The 22,372-nt window shown below is 51.1% G+C and carries 17 protein-coding genes and 1 pseudogene; 15 read left to right on the forward strand and 3 right to left on the reverse strand.

Features of this window, described 5'->3' with window-relative positions:
- Positions 1-98: 98 nt before the first annotated feature.
- The 8 genes and pseudogenes from G614_RS0113055 to G614_RS0113090 all read left to right on the forward strand — a co-directional run.
- A pseudogene (locus tag G614_RS0113055) lies at positions 99-437 on the forward strand (pectinesterase family protein); the annotation flags it as partial.
- A gap of 4 nt (positions 438-441) precedes the next feature.
- Positions 442-2,079, forward strand: coding sequence for a response regulator (locus tag G614_RS0113060; protein ID WP_027642304.1), 1,638 nt, complete (start codon positions 442-444; stop codon positions 2,077-2,079).
- A gap of 65 nt (positions 2,080-2,144) precedes the next feature.
- Positions 2,145-3,941, forward strand: coding sequence for a sensor histidine kinase (locus G614_RS0113065; protein ID WP_027642305.1), 1,797 nt, complete (start codon positions 2,145-2,147; stop codon positions 3,939-3,941).
- Positions 3,931-4,899, forward strand: a complete 969-nt coding sequence (locus G614_RS0113070) for a substrate-binding domain-containing protein (protein ID WP_027642306.1) — start codon at positions 3,931-3,933, stop codon at positions 4,897-4,899. The genes G614_RS0113065 and G614_RS0113070 overlap by 11 nt, the downstream gene beginning before the upstream one ends.
- A 50-nt stretch (positions 4,900-4,949) precedes the next feature.
- Positions 4,950-6,002: a galactose ABC transporter substrate-binding protein gene (locus G614_RS0113075; protein ID WP_304053075.1), complete on the forward strand. Its 1,053-nt coding sequence runs from the start codon at positions 4,950-4,952 to the stop codon at positions 6,000-6,002.
- A 158-nt stretch (positions 6,003-6,160) separates the two neighbouring features.
- Entirely contained in the window at positions 6,161-7,501 is a 1,341-nt protein-coding gene (locus G614_RS0113080) for a substrate-binding domain-containing protein (protein WP_027642308.1), read from the forward strand.
- Between the two features lie 98 nt (positions 7,502-7,599).
- Entirely contained in the window at positions 7,600-9,108 is a 1,509-nt protein-coding gene (locus tag G614_RS0113085; protein ID WP_027642309.1) for a sugar ABC transporter ATP-binding protein, read from the forward strand.
- Between the two features lie 15 nt (positions 9,109-9,123).
- Positions 9,124-10,779, forward strand: a complete 1,656-nt coding sequence (locus G614_RS0113090; protein ID WP_027642310.1) for a galactose/methyl galactoside ABC transporter permease MglC — start codon at positions 9,124-9,126, stop codon at positions 10,777-10,779.
- A gap of 638 nt (positions 10,780-11,417) precedes the next feature.
- On the opposite strand, the gene G614_RS0113095 is transcribed toward G614_RS0113090, so the two are convergent.
- A complete protein-coding gene (locus G614_RS0113095) occupies positions 11,418-11,870 on the reverse strand; it encodes a CYTH domain-containing protein (protein WP_027642311.1) in 453 nt (150 codons plus the stop codon).
- A 157-nt stretch (positions 11,871-12,027) separates the two neighbouring features.
- Here G614_RS0113095 and G614_RS0113100 point away from each other — a divergent pair, with 157 nt between their 5' ends.
- From G614_RS0113100 to G614_RS0113130, 7 genes are all read left to right on the forward strand, one after another.
- Entirely contained in the window at positions 12,028-12,582 is a 555-nt protein-coding gene (locus G614_RS0113100; protein ID WP_027642312.1) for a DJ-1 family glyoxalase III, read from the forward strand.
- 181 nt (positions 12,583-12,763) lie between these two features.
- Complete coding sequence (gene tig / locus G614_RS0113105; protein ID WP_027642313.1) at positions 12,764-14,050, forward strand: trigger factor; 1,287 nt, start codon at positions 12,764-12,766, stop codon at positions 14,048-14,050.
- Between the two features lie 184 nt (positions 14,051-14,234).
- A complete protein-coding gene (gene clpP / locus G614_RS0113110) occupies positions 14,235-14,816 on the forward strand; it encodes an ATP-dependent Clp endopeptidase proteolytic subunit ClpP (RefSeq protein WP_027642314.1) in 582 nt (193 codons plus the stop codon).
- Between the two features lie 71 nt (positions 14,817-14,887).
- Entirely contained in the window at positions 14,888-16,207 is a 1,320-nt protein-coding gene (clpX, locus tag G614_RS0113115) for an ATP-dependent Clp protease ATP-binding subunit ClpX (RefSeq protein ID WP_027642315.1), read from the forward strand.
- Between the two features lie 149 nt (positions 16,208-16,356).
- Positions 16,357-18,663, forward strand: coding sequence for an endopeptidase La (gene lon, locus G614_RS0113120; RefSeq protein ID WP_027642316.1), 2,307 nt, complete (start codon positions 16,357-16,359; stop codon positions 18,661-18,663).
- An 85-nt stretch (positions 18,664-18,748) separates the two neighbouring features.
- The gene (gene yihA / locus G614_RS0113125) at positions 18,749-19,330 is read left to right on the forward strand and encodes a ribosome biogenesis GTP-binding protein YihA/YsxC (protein WP_027642317.1); all 582 of its coding nucleotides are present in this window, start codon (positions 18,749-18,751) and stop codon (positions 19,328-19,330) included.
- A gap of 207 nt (positions 19,331-19,537) precedes the next feature.
- The gene (locus tag G614_RS0113130) at positions 19,538-20,437 is read left to right on the forward strand and encodes a metallophosphoesterase family protein (RefSeq protein ID WP_027642318.1); all 900 of its coding nucleotides are present in this window, start codon (positions 19,538-19,540) and stop codon (positions 20,435-20,437) included.
- A 42-nt stretch (positions 20,438-20,479) separates the two neighbouring features.
- Here G614_RS0113130 and G614_RS0113135 read toward each other — a convergent pair whose 3' ends face one another.
- Both G614_RS0113135 and G614_RS0113140 read right to left on the reverse strand, forming a co-directional pair.
- Complete coding sequence (locus G614_RS0113135; protein WP_027642319.1) at positions 20,480-20,998, reverse strand: DUF4364 family protein; 519 nt, start codon at positions 20,996-20,998, stop codon at positions 20,480-20,482.
- Between the two features lie 29 nt (positions 20,999-21,027).
- A complete protein-coding gene (locus tag G614_RS0113140) occupies positions 21,028-22,182 on the reverse strand; it encodes an NAD(P)-dependent malic enzyme (RefSeq protein ID WP_027642320.1) in 1,155 nt (384 codons plus the stop codon).
- Positions 22,183-22,372: the final 190 nt, after the last annotated feature.

Below are 22,372 nucleotides of genomic sequence, written 5' to 3' on the forward strand. Positions count from 1 at the left end.
CTATAAGCACGCCTGGAAGAGCCTTCCGGAGAATATTCACTTTTGCACCGGGATGACAATTTCATGCATTTGAGGTATACTTGTGATAAATCTCCTGGACCCGTAAAAGCGTCTACCTGGGCAGGCCCTGGAGGGATTACGCCAGGACGGTGCTCATTGACTGCTATCTGGGGCCCCACATATGCCGTGAGGGATGGCATGACTGGGATAAAAAGGACGCGCGGTCCACCCTGTTTTACGGTGAATACGGAAGCTATGGACCGGGGGCGGCGGGCCGGGAGGCATCGGAACAGGGTAAAAGGGACCGGGGTACATCAAGGCCGGACTGGGTTTCCATGCTTACCCGTGAACAGATACAGGACTACACCATGGAACAGGTTCTGGGCGGAACGGACGGGTGGAATCCCGGGGCATATATTGTAAGAAGGAAGGGATAAACGCATGGAATTATACCGTATCATACTGGTGGACGACGAGGAAGAGGTCAGGCAGAGTATCATCAGGAAGATTGACTGGACGGGAGCCGGTTTCTGCGTGGTTGGGGATGCGGAAAACGGGGAGGAGGCCCTGGAAAAAGTGGAGGCCCTGGAGCCGGACCTGATACTGACGGACATCAGGATGCCCTTTATGGACGGCCTTTCCCTGGCTGAACGGGTGAGGCAGAAATATCCCTCGGTTAAAATCGTGATTTTTTCAGGCTACGATGATTTTGAGTATGCCAAGCAGGCCATAAAGCTGAATGTGACGGAGTACATCCTGAAGCCTGTGAATGTGGAGGAGCTGACTGCCATCTTAAAGCGCATCAAATCCAACCTGGACGATGAGATCGAGCAGAAAAGGAATGTGAGCCTGCTGCGTGAAAATTATATTCGCAGCCTTCCCATTCTCAGGGACCAGTTTTTAAACGAGCTGGTGGGAAGCACTGTGCCCGGAAATGTACTTAAGGAAAAGCTGGCTGAGTATGATATCCCGCTGGCAGGAGCCAAGAAATGGGTGGCCGCGGCCATTGACATAGAGCCGGAGGAGATCCGGGAGGGGAATATGCTGCCTCTCCACAAGGAGAGGGACCTGATTCCCATTTCCGTCATGCAGATAGTGGAGGAGAAGCTGGGGAACTATTGCCGTTCTTCCGTATTCACTTCCTCCAGGACCTCCTGGTCTGAGCTGGCCCTTATTGCTGCCATTGATGAGGATAACAGCCAGACAGGACTGATTGACGTTCTGGGGGATATCTGCAAGGAGACAAAGAAGATTCTGGAGGTGCCCATCACCATTGGCATCGGCCACAGCTGCCAGGACCTGGGGGAGATCAGCGGCTCCTATAAGGCGGCCGTGGACGCCCTTGGCTATAAGGCCATCGTGGGAGCGGGAAGCACCATCTACATCAATGACGTGGAGCCTGTAAGCGGGGGAAAACTGAGTTTTGACAGCAAGGACGAAGCGGAACTCATTGCGGCCATCAAGTTCGGCCCCAGGGAGAAGATAGAGGAAGCAGTACAGGCAGTCATGGATAAAATGAGCGATGCAAAGGTGCATTTCAGGCAGTGCCAGGCATATATGCTCAGCGTGTCCAGTTCCATTGTCCAGCTGATTCAGCAGTATGACCTGGACCTGGAACAGCTGACGGAGGAGGGGGAGGAGCAGGGGGATACCTTTGCCGTCATACCCAGGATGATGAAAAAGGAGGACTTTGCCCACTGGCTTCTCTCGGCCGCCCTCAGGATGAACCAGGCCATGAACCGGGAGCGGGATAATACCATGAAGCAGGTCATCCAGAAGGCCAGGGAATATATTATTGACAATTACCAGGACCCGGATTTATCCGTGGAGAAGATATGCCGCCAGCTGCACATGAGCCCGGCCTATTTCTCCACCATGTTCAAGAAGGAGACAGGGCAGGCATATACCGCCTACCTGACCCAGGTCCGCCTGGACAAGGCAGTGGAGCTTCTCAACAAGACCGATGACAAGACCTATGTTATAGCGGCCAAGGTGGGATATCAGGAGCAGAATTATTTCAGCTATGTGTTCAAAAAGCGTTTCGGGGTCTCGCCCACCAAGTTCAGAGGGGCAAAATAGATACAAAAGGCCTGCCGCGCCGCGTATTGCGGGAACGCGGCAGGCAGCGTAAAGGAGCAGGGGACATGTTGTTTGAGAAGCAGAGGATTAAGCTGCAGAAGGCCAGTATACGGTACATCATATTCATCTACTTTACACTGACGGCCCTGGCCGCCAGTATATTCATAGGCATTTCCCTGTATTCCAGGCTGTCGGGCCAGATGTCCGCCACCATCCGGGAGGAGAACCAGATTCTGATTAATCAGATCACCAGGTCCATGGAGGATTACCTGCGGACCGTGATGAAGCTGTCTGATTCCCTGTACTACGGGGTGGTCAAGAATGCGGACCTGGCCAGCGGTTCCATCGGAAGCGAGATGACTCTTCTCTATGACAACAACAAGGACAATGTGGAGAATATTGCCCTTTTGTCCAAGGAGGGAAAGCTGTTAGAAGCCGTGCCTGCGGCCCGACTTAAGACAAATATGGATGTCACCGGGGAAAACTGGTTTACCTCCACCCTGGAGAAGACGGAGAACATGCATTTCTCCACGCCCCATGTCCAGTACATCTTTGACGGCAGCGAGAACCAATACCGGTGGGTCATTTCCCTGTCAAGGGCAGTGGAAATCACCCAGGGACCTTCCACGGACCAGGGAGTCCTGCTGATTGACATACGCTACAGCAGTCTGGAGCAGCTCTTTGACGGGGTAAATCTGGGGAACGGAGGCTATGTCTACTTAATCAGCAGCAGCGGGGAAATCATATACCACCCCCAGGCCCAGCTTATTGACTCGGGAATCGTCCGGGAGAACAACCTGGAGGTATCCGGACTCAGGGACGGCAATTACCGTCAGACCGTGGACGGGGAGGAACGGACCGTCACGGTTAAGACCGTGGGATACACAGGCTGGAAGGTGGTGGGGGTGACGCCTCTTGACGGCGTGTCCCTCAACAATATCAAGACAAAGCTTCTGGTAATTTTCATGATTGCCTTTGTCCTTTTTATCATGACCATCATCAATTCCTATATCTCCTCCAGGATAACGGACCCCATCAAGGAGCTGGAGAAATCCGTCAATGAAATTGAGGCAGGCAATCTGGAGACAGAGGTCAGGAGCGGAGGTTCCTACGAGATACAGCATCTGGGCAATTCCATACAGAACATGGCCCGGCAGATAGGGCGGCTTATGGACGATATTGTGGCGGAGCATGAATCCAAGCGAAAGAGCGAGTTCGACACCCTCCAGGCGCAGATTAACCCCCATTTCCTATATAACACCCTGGATATCATTGTGTGGATGATTGAAAATGAGAACCTGACCGACGCGGTGCGGGTCGTGACGGCCCTGGCCAGGTTTTTCCGAATCAGCCTCAGCAGGGGAAAAAGCATTATAGCTGTCAGGGATGAGCTGGAGCATGTGCGCAACTACCTTATGATTCAGCACATGCGCTATAAAAATAAGTTTACCTATACCGTGGAAGCAGAGGATGAGGTCCTTGACCTGGCCAGTCTCAAGCTTATCCTCCAGCCTCTGGTGGAAAATGCCATCTATCACGGCATGGAATTCATGGACGGCGACGGGGAAATCCGCATCCGGGCATGGCGCCAGGATAAGGATTTATTCATGAGTGTATCGGACAACGGCCTGGGGATGACCCGGGAGCAGGTGAAACGGCTGTTCGGGGATACGGACCACGTGCCGTCAGGCAGGGGATCCGGCATTGGAGTGAAGAATGTCAACGAGCGTATCCGTCTGTATTTTGGAAATGGCTACGGACTGGAAATCGAGTCGGAGCCGGATGAAGGGACCACGGTCACGGCCCATCTGCCGGCCATCCCCTACGAGAAAGTAAAGAAAGAGGGATCCTATGTTAAATAAAGGAAAAATACTCTGGTGCATATGGGCCGGTATCCTGGTCCTGCTGTTTTTGATGTCCTCCACGGATCTGATTATCAAGGAAAAGAAAAATGAGGTATATCCGATTTCCGTCATCATAGAGGGGGACAACGACGACTACTATGTGAATTTCAAAAAGGGTATGGACCAGGCCGCGGTGGAGTTCCATGGGGATGTCAGTTTTATCACCCTTTATGCATCCGATGACCAGGCGCAGCAGATGGAGCTGGTAAAACGGGAAATCAGGGACGGTACCAGGGCGGTGCTCCTTGCTCCGGTGAAGCCTGAGGAGGCGGTAAGGGAACTGGAGGATATGAACCCCGGCTGCCCCGTCATCCTTCTGGGCCAGTCTCCGGATGAGAGAGGGGATCTGGATACTATCGGTGTGGACGGCAGAGAGATTGGAAGGCTGCTGGGCGAGGCGGCTTCCAAGGCCCCCAGGGATGTGCCGGTCTATCTCTTTTGCAGGGGGCTGGACTATGGGAACAGCGCCCGGGTCTATGAGGGTGTCAGGACTGTGCTGGATGCGCAGGGGTATCATTACCGGCTCATTGAGAGGAAAGACCAGGACACATACCGTCAGGCCATACAGGAAACGGACTCTATCGGAGGCGGCAGGATTACCATTATAGCCCTGGATGTACAGTCGCTGGACCAGGCGACCCGGATACTGGAGGAAAACACCATATACCAGGGCAGGGTGGCAGGACTCTACGGCGCCGGAAGCACCACATCCCTGCTCAGGGCTCTGGACCAGGGAGTTATCACGGGGCTGACTGCTTATAACCAGTTTGACGAGGGATATTTAAGCGTGAAGCAGGCAGTGGAAGCCATCCAGGGTACGCGCCAGAAGCAGCAGACCATGCTGGAGGCCATCTATGTGGATGAGGATAAGCTGAGGGATAAGACATACGAGAAAATGCTCTATCCCATTGAGTAAGCGGGAGCGGCTGCGATAAGAAGAAACGTGATAAGGAAAGGGGCATTGCGGTGAAACGGAATTGGATGTATCTATTGGCAGCCTGTATGGGGGCGGCTGTCCTCATAGGGTTGTGGCAGTACAGGGGAAGGGAAGACGGGCGGCAGGGGGATAAGAACTCCATCCGCATCGGGGTTCTGCTCTACCGGGGGGACGATACCTTCATCGGTACCCTGCGCTCCGGCCTGGAGGACAGGGCAAAGGAATATGAACAGGAAACAGGGATCAAGGTGAAGTTAGATATCATGGACGCCAAGGGGAGCCAGAATACCCAGAACAGCCAGGTGGAACGCCTGATTTCCCTGGGCTGCGATGCCCTGTGCATCAACAGCGTGGACCGTTCGTCGGCTTCCATCATCATTGACAAGGCCATGGATGCAGGCACTCCGGTGGTGTTCTTTAACCGGGAGCCGGTGGAGGAGGACATGAACCGCTGGGAAAAGCTGTACTATGTGGGAGCGGACGCCAAGGAATCGGCCATGCTCCAGGGAAACATCCTGGTGGATGCCTACCGCCAGGATTCACGTATCCTGGATGCCAATGGCAACGGCCTGGTAAGCTATGTGCTCCTGGAGGGGGAGACCAGCCATCAGGATTCCCTGATCCGCACGGAGTGGTCCATCCAGACACTAAAGGACGGGGACGTTCCGCTGGAGAAGATTACGGGAGGAATTGCCAACTGGGACAGAAGCCAGGCATCAGCCCTGATGGAGCAGTGGCTGAAGGAGTATCCGGGCCAGATTGAACTGGTGGTCAGCAACAATGACGACATGGCCCTGGGAGCCATCGACGCCATGAACCGGGCCGGAATCGGGGCCAATTCCATCAAGGTGGTGGGTATCGACGGCACCCCTGTGGGCATAAAGGCCCTGGAGGAAGGGTATCTTTTCGGTACAGTGGAATCAGATAAGGAACGCTACGCCCAGGCCATATTTGACATTGTCTGGAGCCTGTCCCTGAACCAGGACCCAAAGGACAGGGTGCCGCAGCTGGATGGAAATTATTACTGGTGTCCTCAGAGGGCTTTGACCCAGGCTGAGGCAAAAGTGCTTAAAAATCAGTGAGTCATATCAAAAACACCGATGAAAAAAGATAAAATCGAAGAAATTTTATAATTATTCTATAAAAATCATATGGAAAAATGCACAACCAGGTCGTATAATAAACTTGTTGTTAAGCAAAAACAACCAAAGACAACAAAACTATAAGGGAGGAATTAAAAATGAAGAAAGCATTAAGTGTTGCTCTTGCGTGTTCCATGGCATTATCACTGGTTGCCTGCGGAGGCGGCAGCAAGCCAACGGAAGCACCAACCACAGCCACTGCAGGGGATACCACAACCGAGGCAGCAGCAGACACAACCGCGGCAGACTCAGCAGCGGCACCGGAAGCAGGCGCAGAGGTGGCAAACAAGGATAAGCCTTTAGTATGGTTCAACCGCCAGCCATCCAGCAGTGCGACAGGACAGCTTGATATGACAGCCTTGAATTTCAATAAGGATACATATTATGTAGGTTTCGACGCAAACCAGGGTGCTGAGCTTCAGGGAATCATGGTTAAGGACTACATCGAGAAGAACATCGACTCAATTGACCGCAACGGCGACGGAATCATCGGCTACGTTCTGGCAATCGGAGACATCGGACATAACGACTCTATCGCACGTACAAGAGGTATCCGTAAGGCTCTTGGCACCGCGGTAGAGAAAGACGGCAACATCAACAGCGATCCTGTTGGTACAAACGCTGACGGTACAGCAACTGTTGTACAGGACGGCTCCATCGAAGTTGGCGGAAAGACATATGTTGTCCGCGAGCTTGCTTCCCAGGAGATGAAGAACTCCGCAGGCGCTACATGGGATGCTGCCACAGCAGGTAATGCAATAGGCACATGGTCTTCTTCTTTTGGCGATCAGATTGATGTTGTTGCATCCAATAACGACGGTATGGGCATGTCCATGTTCAACGCATGGTCCAAGGACAATAAGGTTCCTACATTTGGCTATGATGCAAACAGCGATGCAGTAGCTGCTATCGCAGAGGGCTACGGCGGCACAATCAGCCAGCATGCAGACGTACAGGCTTACCTGACTCTTCGCGTACTGCGTAACGCACTGGACGGAGTTGATATTGATACAGGTATCGGCACAGCAGACGATGCAGGCAATGTCCTGAGTTCTGATGTATATGTTTACAAGGCAGATGAGCGTTCCTACTACGCACTGAACGTTGCTGTTACTGCTGAAAATTATACAGATTTCACAGATTCCACAATGGTATATGCACCTGTATCCAATCAGCTGGATGAGGCTGCCCATGCCACAAAGAATGTATGGCTGAATATCTACAACTCAGCTGATAACTTCCTTGGATCAACCTATCAGCCTTTGCTTCAGAAATACGATAAGCTTCTCAACCTTAAGGTTGACTACATCGGCGGCGACGGGCAGACAGAGTCCAATATTACAAACCGTCTTGGAAATCCAAGCCAGTATGACGCATTTGCCATCAACATGGTTAAGACAGACAATGCAGCTTCATACACATCTCTGCTTGAGCAGTAATATTTATTAAAATAAAGATGTACTGTTATTAGGGAGAAGAAATTCTCCCTAATATTAAATACTGAAACCTATCAATCTACATATACAGGAGTAAAATAATGGCAGATAAGAAAGATGATATCGTCTTATCAATACGCGGTATGAGCAAGTCCTTCGGCCGGAACAGAGTTCTGGACCATATCAACCTGGATGTGAAGCGCGGAACCGTTATGGGGCTTATGGGTGAGAACGGAGCTGGTAAGTCAACCATGATGAAGTGCCTTTTCGGCACCTACCAGAAAGACGAGGGAAATATCTTCCTGAACGGCAAGGAAGTAAGCTTTTCCGGACCAAAGGATGCTCTTGAAAACGGCATTGCAATGGTTCACCAGGAATTGAATCAGTGTCTGGAACGGAATGTAATTGACAATTTATTCCTCGGACGTTATCCGGTCAATTCCATGGGTGTAATTGATGAAGGCAGGATGAAAAAGGAAGCAGCCGAGCTCTTTAGAAAATTGGGAATGACCGTTAACCTCACTCAGCCCATGAGCCGCATGTCCGTATCACAGAGGCAGATGTGCGAAATCGCCAAGGCCATCTCCTACAATTCAAGGGTGATTGTTCTGGATGAGCCCACATCCTCCCTGACCGTGCAGGAGGTTAATAAGCTCTTCGAGATGATGAGGATGTTAAAGGAGCAGGGAATCGCCCTGATTTATATTTCCCACAAGATGGATGAGATTTTTGAAATCTGCGATGAGATATCAGTGCTTCGGGACGGCAATCTGGTTATGACAAAGAGCACCAAGGATGCAAACATGAATGAGCTGATTGCGGCAATGGTCGGCCGTTCCCTTGATAACCGGTTCCCGCCTGTTGACAATACCCCCGGTGATGTGATTCTGTCCATCCAGAATCTGTCCACAAAGTTTGAGCCTCACTTGCAGGATGTTTCATTTGACGTAAAAGAAGGAGAAATATTCGGGCTGTACGGCCTGGTAGGAGCAGGGCGCACGGAACTTCTGGAAACAATCTTTGGTGTCCGCACCAGAGCGGCGGGACGTGTTTATTTTAATAACCGTCTTATGAATTTCAGCAGCGCAAAGGAAGCCATGGAGCATGGTTTTGCCATGATTACCGAGGAGCGGAAGGCAAATGGCCTGTTTTTAAAAGGGGACCTTACCTTTAATACCACCATTGCCAATCTGCAGCAGTATATGTCGGGCATAGCGCTTTCCGATGCAAAGATGATAAAGGCCACGTCAAACGAAATTAAGATCATGCACACCAAGTGCATGGGCCCCGACGATATGATTTCCAGCCTTTCCGGCGGAAATCAGCAGAAGGTCATTTTCGGAAAGTGGCTGGAGCGCAGTCCGCAGGTGTTTATGATGGACGAACCTACACGAGGAATCGACGTGGGCGCAAAGTATGAAATATATGAGCTTATCATCAATATGGCGAAGCAGGGGAAGACAATCATCGTTGTTTCTTCTGAGATGCCGGAGATTCTCGGAATTACAAACCGTATTGGTGTTATGTCAAATGGACGTCTTTCCGGAATTGTTAATACAAAAGAGACAAATCAGGAAGAACTTTTAAGGCTCAGTGCAAAATACCTATAAGGGGGATTCATGGATATGGCGAAAGGAAACAATGAGACTCTTACGGCTGAACAGGAAATGCGGCTGCGCCAGCCAATTGAGGATTATGTTGGCGAAATTCAGAAAAAAATCGACAGTCTCAGAGCGGACGGCACAAACAAGGTAGTCGCTCTGCAAAATAGTATTGATGCAACAAAGAGAGACCGTTCCCTTACAAAGGAAGAAAGGGAAAACAGAATTGCGGCTAACAGCACGGAGATGGAGAAAGCAAAGGCTGTTGAGTCAAAGAACAAGGATGAGATTGCAAAATTAATCTCCGATGCGGAGAGTTACCTTAAGGCACATTTTGATAAGGATTATTATCTGCCGTTAAAGGAAAGCTGTGAGCGGGAAAAAGCGCTTGCAAAGGAAAAATACGACATTAAAGTTGCGGAACTGAACAAAGAACATGAAAATACCCTCTCAAAGCTTACGGACCATCAGGAGATAAAGGATGAGAAGTATGTTCATAAGAACCGCCTGTTTGACGCAAAGATGGACCTGGACAAGGAGCTTCAGCGGATCAAGGACAGAAGGCATGCGGCATTTGTCTGGCAGTATCACCTGATTGACATGCTCCGCCTGTCTAAATTCACCTTCATGGAGACCAGGGCGCAGAAATGGGAGAACTATAAATATACATTCAACCGCAGGACATTCTTACTGCAGAATGGACTGTATATCGCTATTATCCTGATTTTCATCGGACTGTGTATCGCTGCGCCGGTGATAAAGAATGTTCAGCTGCTTACCTATAATAACGTTTTAAATATCTTGCAGCAGGCTTCTCCGAGAATGTTCCTGGCTCTGGGCGTTGCTGGACTCATCCTCCTTACCGGTACGGACCTTTCCATAGGACGTATGGTTGGTATGGGCATGACCACCGCGACAATCATCATGCATCAGGGCATCAACACAGGCGCTGTGTTCGGACACGTGTTTGACTTCACAGGCATGCCCATTGGAGTAAGAGTGGTATTTGCCCTGGTAATGTGTATCATCTTATGTACATGCTTTACGGCCATCGGAGGTTTCTTTACCGCTAAATTCAAGATGCATCCGTTCATTTCAACCATGGCCAACATGCTGGTCATTTTTGGACTTGTAACATATGCCACAAAGGGTGTATCCTTTGGTGCCATTGAACCGGCTATTCCAAAGATGATTATTCCAAAAATAAACGGGTTCCCAACCATTATCCTGTGGGCAGTGGCTGCCATCGTAATCGTATGGTTCATCTGGAACAAGACCACCTTCGGCAAGAATTTATACGCAGTAGGCGGTAACCCGGAAGCAGCAGCTGTTTCAGGTATCTCCGTATTCGGAGTAACCATGGGAGCATTCATTCTGGCAGGCATCCTTTACGGATTCGGATCCTGGCTGGAATGCGCAAGAATGGTAGGTTCCGGCTCCGCTGCTTACGGCCAGGGCTGGGAGATGGATGCAATCGCAGCCTGCGTGGTTGGCGGCGTATCCTTTACCGGCGGTATCGGTAAGATTTCAGGCGTAGTAGTCGGCGTACTTATATTCACCGTACTCATCTACTCCCTTACCATTCTCGGTATTGACACAAACCTTCAGTTCGTATTCGAGGGCATCATTATTATAACCGCTGTAACACTTGACTGCTTGAAGTATGTTCAGAAGAAGTAAGTAAGTTAGGTGTTTCCGTCCGTGATTGAAATAAGTCTGGGGGCTGTGGATACGGCTGCGGGACTAGTATTTCTAGGACGCTGAAAATCGGCTAAATACAAGAGGCTGGCTGCCAAAACTCGCGGCCAAGCCTCTTTTTATATTTAGGTACTGAGCTCAAACAGTTGTCAGCCAGCCTCTTAACGCCGCTTTCCACCGTCCAAGAACTACACGCCCCTGTAGATGCATCCACATCCCCCAGCCTTATTTCAATCACCCACCACGCACCTCCCTTCACCAAAAAAAGGAGTGATGCGACAGCAGGACTATCTGTTTTTTCGTTTTATCTGCGCCATGGATGCAAGTGATGCAGGAGCGATGGGTACGTAGTGGGTGAGGGAAAGGGAGAGGGGGGAGTGGGATGCATCTACAGGGGCGTGTAGGGGTTAGTCTGCGGGAACCGGCGTTAAGAGGCTGACTGACAACTGTCTGAGCCCGATACCTGAAGGCAGAAAGAGACTGACCGCGAGTTTTGTCAGTCAGCCTCTTGCATTTAGCCGGTTTCCGGAGGCTTAGCCCTACTAGCCCCGCAGCCGTATCCCACTCCCCCCTCTCCCTTTCCCTCACGGACGGAGGAACCTCCCCCTCCCCCGCATCTACTACCTCCCACAAGCCAACCTACTATTTTGATACTCCCTGGTAAACGTAACATCCTTCCCAAACCACTTTGGGGGCTGGAAGGACAGGGCTTCTTCTTCGGTGGGGAATTCCACCTCGGCCAGAATGAGGCCGGCGTAGCGGCCTTCGAAGACGTCCAGTTCAATGGTCAGATGGACGGAGTCATCCAGGGGGATGAGATAGCGTTTTTTTGTGAGTATAACGCCGTCGGCCTTGGGCAGAAGGTGGGAGTAGGCTTCGCGGGTCAGCGGAAGATTGTATTCTTCCCTGGACAGGAGCCCCCTGCCCTTATAGGTGAGATAGAAGTCCTCATCCTCCTGACGGATGCGGACCACCGGGTCAGTGCAGAGATAGGCCTGTTCAATCTGATGGAAGGGATGGGTGTCATAGCCCTCCGGAAGACAGGGAACCAGGAATTTACGTTCGATTTCCATATGGGAAAACCTCCTTGCTGTGATTGTCGATTAGTGGATTTTACTAACTATTTTCATTTTTTCCATTTTACAATCATATCATTTAACTCTTTTCCTGAAAAGTGATAAATGATAAAATAAAACTACTATGCGGTAAATGGCGGAAAGGGAGATTATTATGGCAAAGGTTTATGCATTTCTTGCGGATGGACTGGAAGAGGTTGAATGTCTTGCGGTTGTGGACGTGCTCCGGCGTTCCGGTGTGGAGGTGACGCTGGTGTCTGTTACAGGGAACAGGAAAGTAACTGGTTCTCATGGAATTGAGTTGGGGACTGACGCCCTGTTTGAGGATGTGGATCCGGATGTGGCAGATGTGCTGTTTTTGCCCGGAGGAATGCCGGGAACGAACAATCTGAAAGCACATAAGGGTCTGGGAGCGGCTGTGGAGTGTGCCAACAAGCAGGGCAGAAGGATTGCGGCCATCTGCGCGGCGCCAAGCATCCTGGGGAGCATGGGGCTCTTAAAGGGCAGGACGGCCACCTGCTATCCGGGATTTGAGGACCAGCTCACAGGCGTGTCCTACACCAGCCAGGGTGTTGTGACGGATGGCAACATCACCACCGGCAGGGGCCTGGGATTTGCCCTTGATATGGGACTGGAACTGATTCGCCTGCTTCAGGGTTCCCAGCAGGCCCAGAAGATTGCAGCGGCGATCCAGTACAACTGGGGATAGCATCCGGACGAGGGAAACTCCCGTTCTGTTCCATATCATGTGTATGTGGGATGGAATGGAAGTTTTTTTTGTAAAAAACGCTGGTGTTTTTAAAATGAGCATGCTATAATGGTACATTGAAGTGTAGCGCCCTCATGGATTATGGGCGAACCACATATATTTTAAGGAGGAACCCGTAAAAATGAGTGTACAAGTAGAAAAATTAGAAAAAAACATGGCCAAACTGACAATAGAGTTAAGCGCAGAGCAGTTTGAGGATGCAATGAAAAAAGCCTTCAATAAGAGTAAGAACAAGTTTAATATTCCAGGCTTCCGTAAGGGCAAAGCACCTCGCGCCATGATTGAAAAGATGTATGGCGAAGGCATCTTTTATGAGGATGCTGCTGATGAAGCCATCAACGCAACCTGCATGGAGGCAATGAATGAAAGCGGACTGGAGATCGTTTCCAGACCGGAAGTTGCCGTTGAGCAGATTGGCAAGGACAAGCCGTTCATCTATACCGCAACCGTAGCCGTAAGACCGGAAGTGACCCTGGGCGAGTACAAGGGCATCGAGGTAGAGAAGGTGGATGCAGCTGTTAAGCCGGAGGATGTGGAAGCCGAGCTCAAGAAGGTTCAGGAGCAGAACGCAAGACTTCTGACTGTAGAGGACAGGCCGGTTGCTGACGGCGACCAGACAGTCATTGACTTCGAGGGATTTGTTGACGGCAAGACATTTGACGGCGGCAAGGCAGCTGATTACCCATTGACCATTGGTTCCCATTCCTTCATCGATACATTTGAGGAGCAGCTGGTTGGCAAGAGCATTGGCGAAGAGTGCGAGATTAACGTAACCTTCCCGGAAGAGTATCATGCAGCTGAACTGGCCGGAAAGCCGGCAACCTTTAAGGTGACTGTAAAGGAAATCAAGGTAAAGGAACTTCCGGAACTGGATGATGAGTTTGCAGGAGAGGTTTCTGAATTTGACACTCTGGATGAATACAAGAAGGATATTGAGACAAAGGTTCTTGAGAGAAAGCAGAAAGAAGCTGCTTCCGAAAACGAGAACCGTGTAGTTGACAAAGTAGTGGCAGGCGCTTCCATGGAGATTCCTGACAGGATGGTGGAAGGCCAGATTGACAACATGGTTCAGGAAACAGCCCGCCGTATGGAGAGCCAGGGTCTGTCCATGGATCTGTACCTGAAGTATACTGGCATGACCATGGAGCAGATGAGAGAGCAGATGAAGCCGCAGGCCTTAAAGAGAATCCAGACCAGACTGGTGCTTGAGGAAGTTGTAAAGGCTGAGAACCTGCAGGTTTCCGACGAGAGACTGGATGAGGAGATTGCCAAGATGGCGGCCGCTTACCAGATGGAGGCTGACAAGTTAAAGGGTTATATGTCAGACCGTGATAAGGACCAGATGAAGGAAGATATTGCTGTTCAGGAAGCTGTTGATTTCCTGGTGGCAGAAGCAAAACTGGTATAATTCACATATGATACGGGGGGTTCACAGCGCTTATTTAACTGGCTTTGAATCTCCCTGGTTTCTTATAAGTGAACTAGCCACTGCACTAGACTCGCGAAATACCTCGTCAAGTGCCAGTGACATATATCGCACGTAAGTGTCTGAAAGACAGACACTAAGTGCTCATAACTAGGAGGATGGTTAAATGAGTTTAGTACCTTATGTCATTGAGCAGACCAGCCGCGGCGAGCGTTCTTATGACATCTATTCAAGATTACTGAAGGAGAGGATTATATTCCTGGGCGAGGAAGTAAACGATGTGTCCGCAAGCCTTGTGGTGGCACAGCTCTTATTCCTGGAGTCAGAGGACCCAGGCAAGGATATCCATCTGTATATCAACAGCCCGGGCGGTTCTGTATCTGCGGGATTTGCCATCTATGACACCATGAACTATATTAAGTGCGATGTGTCTACCATCTGTATCGGCATGGCAGCCAGCATGGGCGCATTCCTTCTTTCCGGAGGCGCCAAAGGCAAGCGTTTCGCTCTGCCTAATGCTGAAATCATGATTCATCAGCCTTCCGGCGGGGCCAAGGGTCAGGCCACAGAGATTAAAATTGTGGCGGAGAATATCTTAAAGACAAGAAAGAAATTAAACGAAATCCTGGCAGCAAACACAGGGAAGCCCCTGGAAGTGATTGAGCGCGATACGGAGCGTGACAATTACATGTCTGCATCGGAGGCCAAGGAATACGGCCTTATTGATGAAATCATCGCACATCATTAGTGCTGCGGCGCTAAGGCATCAGGCCGGTAACGTAAAACAGCAAGTAAAGGATATGAAAGGTTAGGTATCGTATGCCAATGAGACCAGATGACACGATTCGGTGCTCCTTCTGCGGAAGGACACAGGATCAGGTACGAAAGATGATTGCCGGAGCGGGCAACAACAATGTGTATATCTGTGACGAGTGCATAGAATTGTGCTCTGAGATTCTGGAAGAGGAGCTGGAAGGCCAGGATGAAGGGGGGAGCCCTGCACTGGCCGATATACGTCTTCTGAAGCCAAAGGAAATCAAAGCATTTTTAGACGAATATGTCATCGGACAGGATGACGCCAAGAAGGTGTTGTCCGTTGCGGTTTACAATCACTACAAGAGGGTGACGGCATGCCAGAACATGGACGTGGATGTGCAGAAGAGCAACATCCTCATGGTAGGGCCCACTGGCTCAGGTAAGACCTATCTGGCCCAGACCCTGGCTAAGATTCTCAATGTTCCCTTTGCCATTGCAGACGCTACTGCACTGACAGAGGCCGGATATGTGGGCGAGGATGTGGAGAACATTCTGTTAAAGCTTATCCAGGCAGCTGATTATGACATCTCCCGTGCCGAATACGGCATTATATATATTGACGAGATTGATAAGATTACCAAGAAGTCCGAAAATGTATCCATCACCAGGGATGTTTCAGGCGAGGGCGTCCAGCAGGCGCTTCTCAAGATTCTGGAGGGTACAGTTGCCAGCGTTCCGCCTCAGGGCGGCAGGAAGCATCCGCACCAGGAGCTTCTTCAGATTGATACCACCAACATCCTGTTTATCTGCGGCGGTGCCTTTGATGGCCTGGAGAAGATTGTGGAGCAGCGCATCAGCGCCGGTTCCATTGGTTTCAACGCCGAGGTGGCAAATAAGAACGACCTGAACATCGATGAGCTGCTCAAGAAGGTGGAGCCAAAGGATTTGACCAAGTTCGGGCTGATTCCCGAGTTCATAGGCCGTGTGCCGGTGATGGTTTCTCTGGAACAGCTGACAAAGGACGCCATGGTGCGCATCCTGTCAGAGCCGAAAAATGCCCTGATGAGACAGTACCAGAAGCTGTTTGAGCTGGACAATGTGAAGCTGGAATTCACCCAGGAGGCTCTGGAGGAAATTGCACAGCTGGCAGTAGACCGCAAGATTGGCGCCAGAGGACTGCGCTCTATCCTTGAATCAGTGATGATGGACCTTATGTATGAGATTCCGTCCGACGATTCTATCGGAATCTGTACCATTACCAGAGACGTAGTGAGAAAAGCAGGACAGCCGGAATTAGTATACCGCGACATGCCTCCTGCATCTGCCCGAAAACCGTTGTCAGAACGGCTTAGAGGGGACAGCAAGACAGGAGAAATTGCGTAGGCTGTCATGCTCCTGTGACAATTTAGAAGAAAGAAAGGGCCGCTGCAAATCAGATATGACCCGGACCAGAAGGCCTGTTTTCCGGCCGGTCCGGCACCTGCATTGCAGCGGCTTTTAAATGGTTAAGATACAAGAGGTGAAGATTGAGAATGGGAGAACAAGTGATTACGATGCCCGTGGTGGCCCTCAGGGGTCTGACCATACTTCCGGGTATGGTATTGCATTTCGATATAAACAGACCGAAATCAGTGGCAGCCGTAGAGCGGGCCATGGTGGGAGACCAGAAACTGTTTCTTGTGGCCCAGAGACATCCTGAAATTGTGGAGCCGGAGCAGGGGGATTTGTTCCAGGCAGGTACTATCGCAGTGGTGAAGCAGCTGGTGAAATTGCCGGGCAAGGTGGTACGTGTGCTGGTGGAAGGACTGGAGCGCGCCGAGCTTCTGTGTCTGGAGGCCGAGGGACCGGCCATGATGGGCGAGATTGCCCCCATAGAATCGGAGGAGGACCTGGACAACCTGACTCAGGAGGCTATGCTGCGCATCCTGAAGGACAAGCTGGAAGAATATGGAAGGGTTAATTCCAAGATTACAAAGGAAATTCTGCCCAATCTGTTGATTATTACAGATCTGAATGAGATGCTGGACCAGATTGCCATTCAGCTGCCATGGGATTATACCATCCGCCAGACCGTGCTGGAGAACAGCTCTCTGTCGGCCAGGTATGAGGTAGTGATGCACACTCTGCTGACTGAGATGGAGATATACAGGATTAAGAAGGAATTTCAGGAAAAGGTAAAGGCCGATATCGACCAGAACCAGAAGGAATACATCCTCAGGGAGCAGATGAAGGTCATCCGCCAGGAGCTGGGAGAGGACGCTGTGTCGGACGCAGACGAATACCAGAAGAAGCTGGATGCACTGAAGGCTGACAAGGAAGTAAAGGAAAAGCTCTACAAAGAGATTGAGCGTTTCCGCAATATGCCGGCTGGAAGCCAGGAGGCCAATGTGCTGCGCACCTATGTGGAAACTCTGCTGGACCTGCCCTGGAAGAAGATGTCCAAGGACAATGACGACATCAAACATGCCGAGAAGATACTCAACGAGGACCACTATGGACTGGAGCAGGTAAAGGAGAGAATCCTGGAATACCTGGCTGTCCGCGCCCTGACTAAGAAGGGCACCAGCCCTATCATCTGTCTGGTGGGACCTCCCGGGACCGGCAAGACATCCATTGCCCGATCCGTGGCAAGGGCCCTGAATAAGAAATACGTGCGCATCAGCCTGGGAGGTGTCCGGGACGAGGCGGAAATCAGGGGACACAGGAAAACCTACGTGGGCGCCATGCCCGGCCGTATCGTGGAAGGCATGCGTCAGGCCGGTGTGAGCAATCCGCTGATGCTTCTGGATGAGATTGACAAGGTCAGCAGCGATTACAAGGGCGATACCTCCTCCGCGCTTTTGGAGGTACTGGACGGGGAACAGAATGTGAAATTCAGGGACCACTATGTGGAACTGCCCATTGACCTGTCCCAGGTCCTGTTTATTGCGACGGCCAATACCACCCAGACCATACCGGGCCCTCTGCTGGACCGTATGGAACTGATTGAGGTCAACAGCTACACGGAAAATGAGAAGTTTCACATAGCCAGGGACTACCTGGTGTCAAAGCAGATGGAGCGCAGCGGCCTGAAGGACAGTCAGATTACATTTTCCGATAAGAGCCTGGAAAAAATCATACACAACTACACCAGGGAAGCAGGCGTCAGGAATCTGGAGCGCCGCATCGGGGATGTGTGCCGCAAGGCAGCCAGACAGTTCCTGGAGGATAAGAAGAAATCCATCAAGATTACGGAGAGCAATCTGGAGAAATACCTTGGCAAGGAAAAGGTGACCTTTGAGAATGCCAATGAGGAAGATGAAATCGGCATTGTGCGCGGCCTGGCCTGGACCAGTGTGGGAGGCGATACCCTTCAGATAGAAGTCAATGTGATACCGGGCAAGGGAAGCCTTCTGATGACCGGACAGCTGGGAGATGTGATGAAGGAATCCGCCCAGACAGCCCTGACCTATGTGCGGTCCGTATGCCCGGAATATGGGATTGCCGACGATTATTTTGAGAAGCACGACATCCACATCCATATCCCGGAAGGGGCAGTGCCAAAGGACGGACCATCTGCGGGAATCACCATGGCCACAGCCATGCTGTCCGCGGTGACAGGTAAAAGCGTCCAGGCCAAGGTGGCCATGACCGGGGAGATAACCCTCCGGGGACGGGTCCTGCCCATCGGAGGACTGAAAGAAAAGATACTGGCAGCCAAGATGGCCCATATAGAGAAGGTACTGGTACCTGACAAGAATCGGCCGGATATGGCGGAGCTGTCCAAAGAAATCACCAATGGACTGGACATCGTGTATGTAAAGGCCATGGAGGATGTGGTCTCGGAGGCGTTTGTTTAAAGCGCGGATGAGGCTGGTTCTGAGCGGGCTCCGGGAGGGCCGGTGACAAGTTACGGCGAACGGATATGAATTAGGAGAAACAAATATGATTATAAGAGACGTGAATCTGGAGACAGTATGCGGCGTGACCAGCAAGCTGCCGGAGAATACACTGCCGGAGTTTGCATTTGCGGGCAAGTCCAATGTGGGGAAATCATCCCTCATCAATGCGCTGATGAACCGCAAGGCCTATGCAAGAACCTCCTCGCAGCCGGGCAAGACCCAGACCATCAATTTTTACAACATTAACGGAACATTGTATTACGTGGATCTGCCGGGTTACGGCTATGCCAAGATAGCGGTTGAGGTCAAGGAAAAATGGGGCAAGATGATAGAGCGGTATCTCAGGAATTCCCAGATGCTCAAGATGGTGTTCCTGCTCATCGATATCCGCCACGAGCCCTCAGCCAACGACAAGCTGATGTATGAATGGATTATCTTCAACGGATACCACCCCGTCATCATTGCCACCAAGCTGGACAAGATTAACCGCAGCCAGATACAAAAACACGTGAAGATGGTGCGGGAAGGCCTTGGGATGGAAAAGGACGGCATCATCATTCCTTTCTCGGCAGAGACAAAGCAGGGCAGGGATGATATATGGGACCTTATAGAGGGGAGCATGTAGGCTGCCCGTATCCCTGTGGTCCTGAAGCCGGCCTCCGGTAAGATTAAGGAAATGCATACGTATTGACGAAACATCGGAGACTCGCATCTGATTCAAATCGACTTATCCGGCATTTATCGTATAATATATAAGGGTATGAATGAAAAATAAGACAGCGGGCGGAATGGTAATCCAGACGCGTCCGGCTGTATCTGGAGGTATTATGTAATGGAAACGGGACCAATACGGGTGGCTGTCATGGCAGACACCCATGGAGTGCTCCGGCCGGAGGTGGAGAGGATTCTTGAAACCTGCGATGTGATTGTCCATGCAGGGGATTTTGACAATCAGATGCTGTATCACAAGCTGAATGTGGACCAGCCCCTGTATGCGGTAAGGGGCAATAATGACAGGGGATGGTCGGGGGGCCTTGGCCTGGTGAACCGGTTTGAAATCGGCGGGGTAAAATTCATCATGGCCCACGAACGTGTGGATATTCCCAGTATGCTTAAGGATATACAGGTGGTCATATTCGGCCATTCCCATATGTACTATCAGCAGGAAATCAGCGGAAGGCTTTGGCTGAACCCGGGAAGCTGCGGTTATAAGCGTTTTACCCTGCCCCTTTCCATGGCAGTGATGACCATTGAGGACGGAAAATATGAGGTGGAGACTATCTGGCTGGAACATGGATACGGCACGCCCGGAGCAGCCGCCATCCAGAGGGAGAAGACCAGGGTCAGCAAGTATGAAAAGCAGCAGAAGCGCTATAAGCAGAAGGCGGGAAAGACAGCCGGCCAGAACCGGGCTGCCAAGGAAGCCGTCCGGGCAGAATTGGCTGAGGGCGCGCCAAAGGCAGCTAAGTATGGCGGACATCCGGCGGCCAAGCCGGAGGCTCCTAAGGCGGAAGCCCATCTGATTAACGGTCCGGAGCAGGAGAAGGAGTATTTGTTCCTGATAGCGAAAATATTACGCCTTAGAAAAGCAGGTGAGTCCAGAGAATGGGTCATCCAGAATCTGGGAGAGAATTTCAGGCTGGCGGCAACCATCTACGACATATGCGAAAAAAAGCCGGACTCAAATGCCCGGCAGATTTTGGAAATGTTATTGGAACAGCTTTCTTTTTAATCGGTACAGGTAATGGACTGATAGGGCAGGCATGGATAAAAGTCAGGATAAAAGTGACCGCATGACGTGGGCATAGATTTCCTGGCTTTTTGTTTTCCAGGTATTGCACATGGATTCGGCCTGCTCCCTGTCAGGGACGGACAAATCCAGCCGAATCAGGGTCGTCTTATTCTCCCGGACCTCACAGTGGACAATGTAGTCCTGATTGGTCCCCTTGTAGAAGTCGGCCGTGGTGCCCACCTCCTCCCGGAGACGGAACTTATTCTCCTTAAGGTAATGGTCCATGTCCTCAATGATGGCAGAGGATATGTTCTTGCCAAAGAAGTTAAGGGTTTCCTCGCCCTCCTTGGTGATGTCATACCGGGTGCTGTTGTGGCTGGCCTCCTTGTGCACCAGGCCGGCGTCTTCCAGCTCATTTAAGGCCTGCTGGAGGGTAAAATAGGTGGTGTATTCATGCTCTGTGAAAAAGTTGGTGAGCTGGGCATTGGTCAGGGGGAAGTTCACCTGCTTCAACATATAGAGATTCATCAGTTTGTACAAGGTCATAGGTTCAGTCAGCATATCATACACACTCCATCAGGGTTTTCTTATTATTTTCTAATGTGGTCCTTTACCGCGCTGCTGACCACGTCCGCCACGCGGGGGTCAAAGGCTTCGGGAAGTATATTCTCGTCGCTTAAATCCGTTTCATCCACCAGTCCGGCAATGGCTTCGGCGGCAGCCAGCTTCATTTCCTCGGTGATAGAGGGAGCGCGGCCTTCCAGTGCGCCCTTAAAGATTCCGGGGAATACCACCACGTTGTTTACCTGGTTGGGGAAGTCGGAACGGCCGGTCCCGACCACACGTGCCCCGGCAGCCTTTGCCAGGTCAGGCATGATTTCCGGAACAGGGTTTGCCATGGCAAAGAGAATGGCGTCCTTATTCATGGATGCTACCATGTCCTGGGTCACGATTCCGGGAGCAGATACGCCGACGAATATGTCAGCGCCCTTCATGGCATCTGCCAGGGTACCGGTCCTGTGCTCTAAGTTGGTCACGTCCATCATCTTTTCCTGCATCCAGTTAAGGCCTTTTGCGCCCTTGTTTAGTATACCGCTCTTATCGCACATGGTAACATGGGCAAATCCATAGGTCAGCAGCAGCTTTGTGATGGCAATGCCCGCGGAACCGGCGCCGTTTACTACCACGTAACAATCTTCCTTCTTTTTGCCGGTCAGCTTGAGGGAGTTGATGACACCGGCCAGGACCACGATGGCAGTGCCGTGCTGGTCGTCATGGAATACGGGAATGCTCAGCCTCTCTTTTAATGCTTCCTCTATCTCAAAACATCTGGGGGCGGAGATGTCCTCCAGGTTGACGCCGCCAAAGGCAGGGGCAATGCGCACAACCGTCTCAATGATTTCCTGGGTGTCCTGGGTATCCAGGCAGATGGGGAATGCGTTGACGCCGCCGAATTCCTTAAAGAGCACTGCCTTGCCCTCCATGACCGGCATGGCTGCCAGGGGGCCTATGTTGCCCAGGCCCAGTACGGCGCTTCCGTCGGAGACAACGGCAATGGTGTTGGATTTGATGGTGTACCGGTAAGCTGCCTCCGGGTTACCGGCAATCACCTTGCAGGGCTCGGCAACGCCTGGGGTATAAGCAAGGGCCAGGTCTTCCCTGGATGCCACCTTTGCCTTTGATGTGGTTTCAAGTTTTCCCTTCCATTCCTCATGGAGCAGCAGTGCTTTTTCATTGGTTGTCATAATCCATTCCGTCCTTTTTCTTAATAGTAGAAACACAAAAATGCATTTTTATATATCATAACAATTTTGGAAGTGTTTATCAAGTTCCTTTTGAAATCAGTTCGGTTTGGCGGCACTTGTGCGGCGGTACAGGCCGGGGAGGGGAGGACAAAGGAGAAATGGAAGAACATGGAACCCATGGTTTGAACAA

It is taken from the genome of [Clostridium] clostridioforme AGR2157 (assembly GCF_000424325.1).
GTDB lineage: Bacteria > Bacillota > Clostridia > Lachnospirales > Lachnospiraceae > Enterocloster > Enterocloster clostridioformis_A.

Bases quoted from the DNA above. Each gene is read 5' to 3' on its own strand.
- G614_RS0113060 (WP_027642304.1), top strand. From the start codon at position 442: ATGGAATTATACCGTATCATACTGGTGGACGACGAGGAAGAGGTCAGG.
- G614_RS0113065 (WP_027642305.1), top strand. From the start codon at position 2,145: ATGTTGTTTGAGAAGCAGAGGATTAAGCTGCAGAAGGCCAGTATACGG.
- G614_RS0113070 (WP_027642306.1), top strand. From the start codon at position 3,931: ATGTTAAATAAAGGAAAAATACTCTGGTGCATATGGGCCGGTATCCTG.
- G614_RS0113080 (WP_027642308.1), top strand. From the start codon at position 6,161: ATGAAGAAAGCATTAAGTGTTGCTCTTGCGTGTTCCATGGCATTATCA.
- G614_RS0113085 (WP_027642309.1), top strand. From the start codon at position 7,600: ATGGCAGATAAGAAAGATGATATCGTCTTATCAATACGCGGTATGAGC.
- G614_RS0113090 (WP_027642310.1), top strand. From the start codon at position 9,124: ATGGCGAAAGGAAACAATGAGACTCTTACGGCTGAACAGGAAATGCGG.
- G614_RS0113095 (WP_027642311.1), bottom strand. From the start codon at position 11,870: ATGGAAATCGAACGTAAATTCCTGGTTCCCTGTCTTCCGGAGGGCTAT.
- G614_RS0113100 (WP_027642312.1), top strand. From the start codon at position 12,028: ATGGCAAAGGTTTATGCATTTCTTGCGGATGGACTGGAAGAGGTTGAA.
- tig (WP_027642313.1), top strand. From the start codon at position 12,764: ATGAGTGTACAAGTAGAAAAATTAGAAAAAAACATGGCCAAACTGACA.
- clpP (WP_027642314.1), top strand. From the start codon at position 14,235: ATGAGTTTAGTACCTTATGTCATTGAGCAGACCAGCCGCGGCGAGCGT.
- clpX (WP_027642315.1), top strand. From the start codon at position 14,888: ATGCCAATGAGACCAGATGACACGATTCGGTGCTCCTTCTGCGGAAGG.
- lon (WP_027642316.1), top strand. From the start codon at position 16,357: ATGGGAGAACAAGTGATTACGATGCCCGTGGTGGCCCTCAGGGGTCTG.
- yihA (WP_027642317.1), top strand. From the start codon at position 18,749: ATGATTATAAGAGACGTGAATCTGGAGACAGTATGCGGCGTGACCAGC.
- G614_RS0113130 (WP_027642318.1), top strand. From the start codon at position 19,538: ATGGAAACGGGACCAATACGGGTGGCTGTCATGGCAGACACCCATGGA.
- G614_RS0113135 (WP_027642319.1), bottom strand. From the start codon at position 20,998: ATGCTGACTGAACCTATGACCTTGTACAAACTGATGAATCTCTATATG.
- G614_RS0113140 (WP_027642320.1), bottom strand. From the start codon at position 22,182: ATGACAACCAATGAAAAAGCACTGCTGCTCCATGAGGAATGGAAGGGA.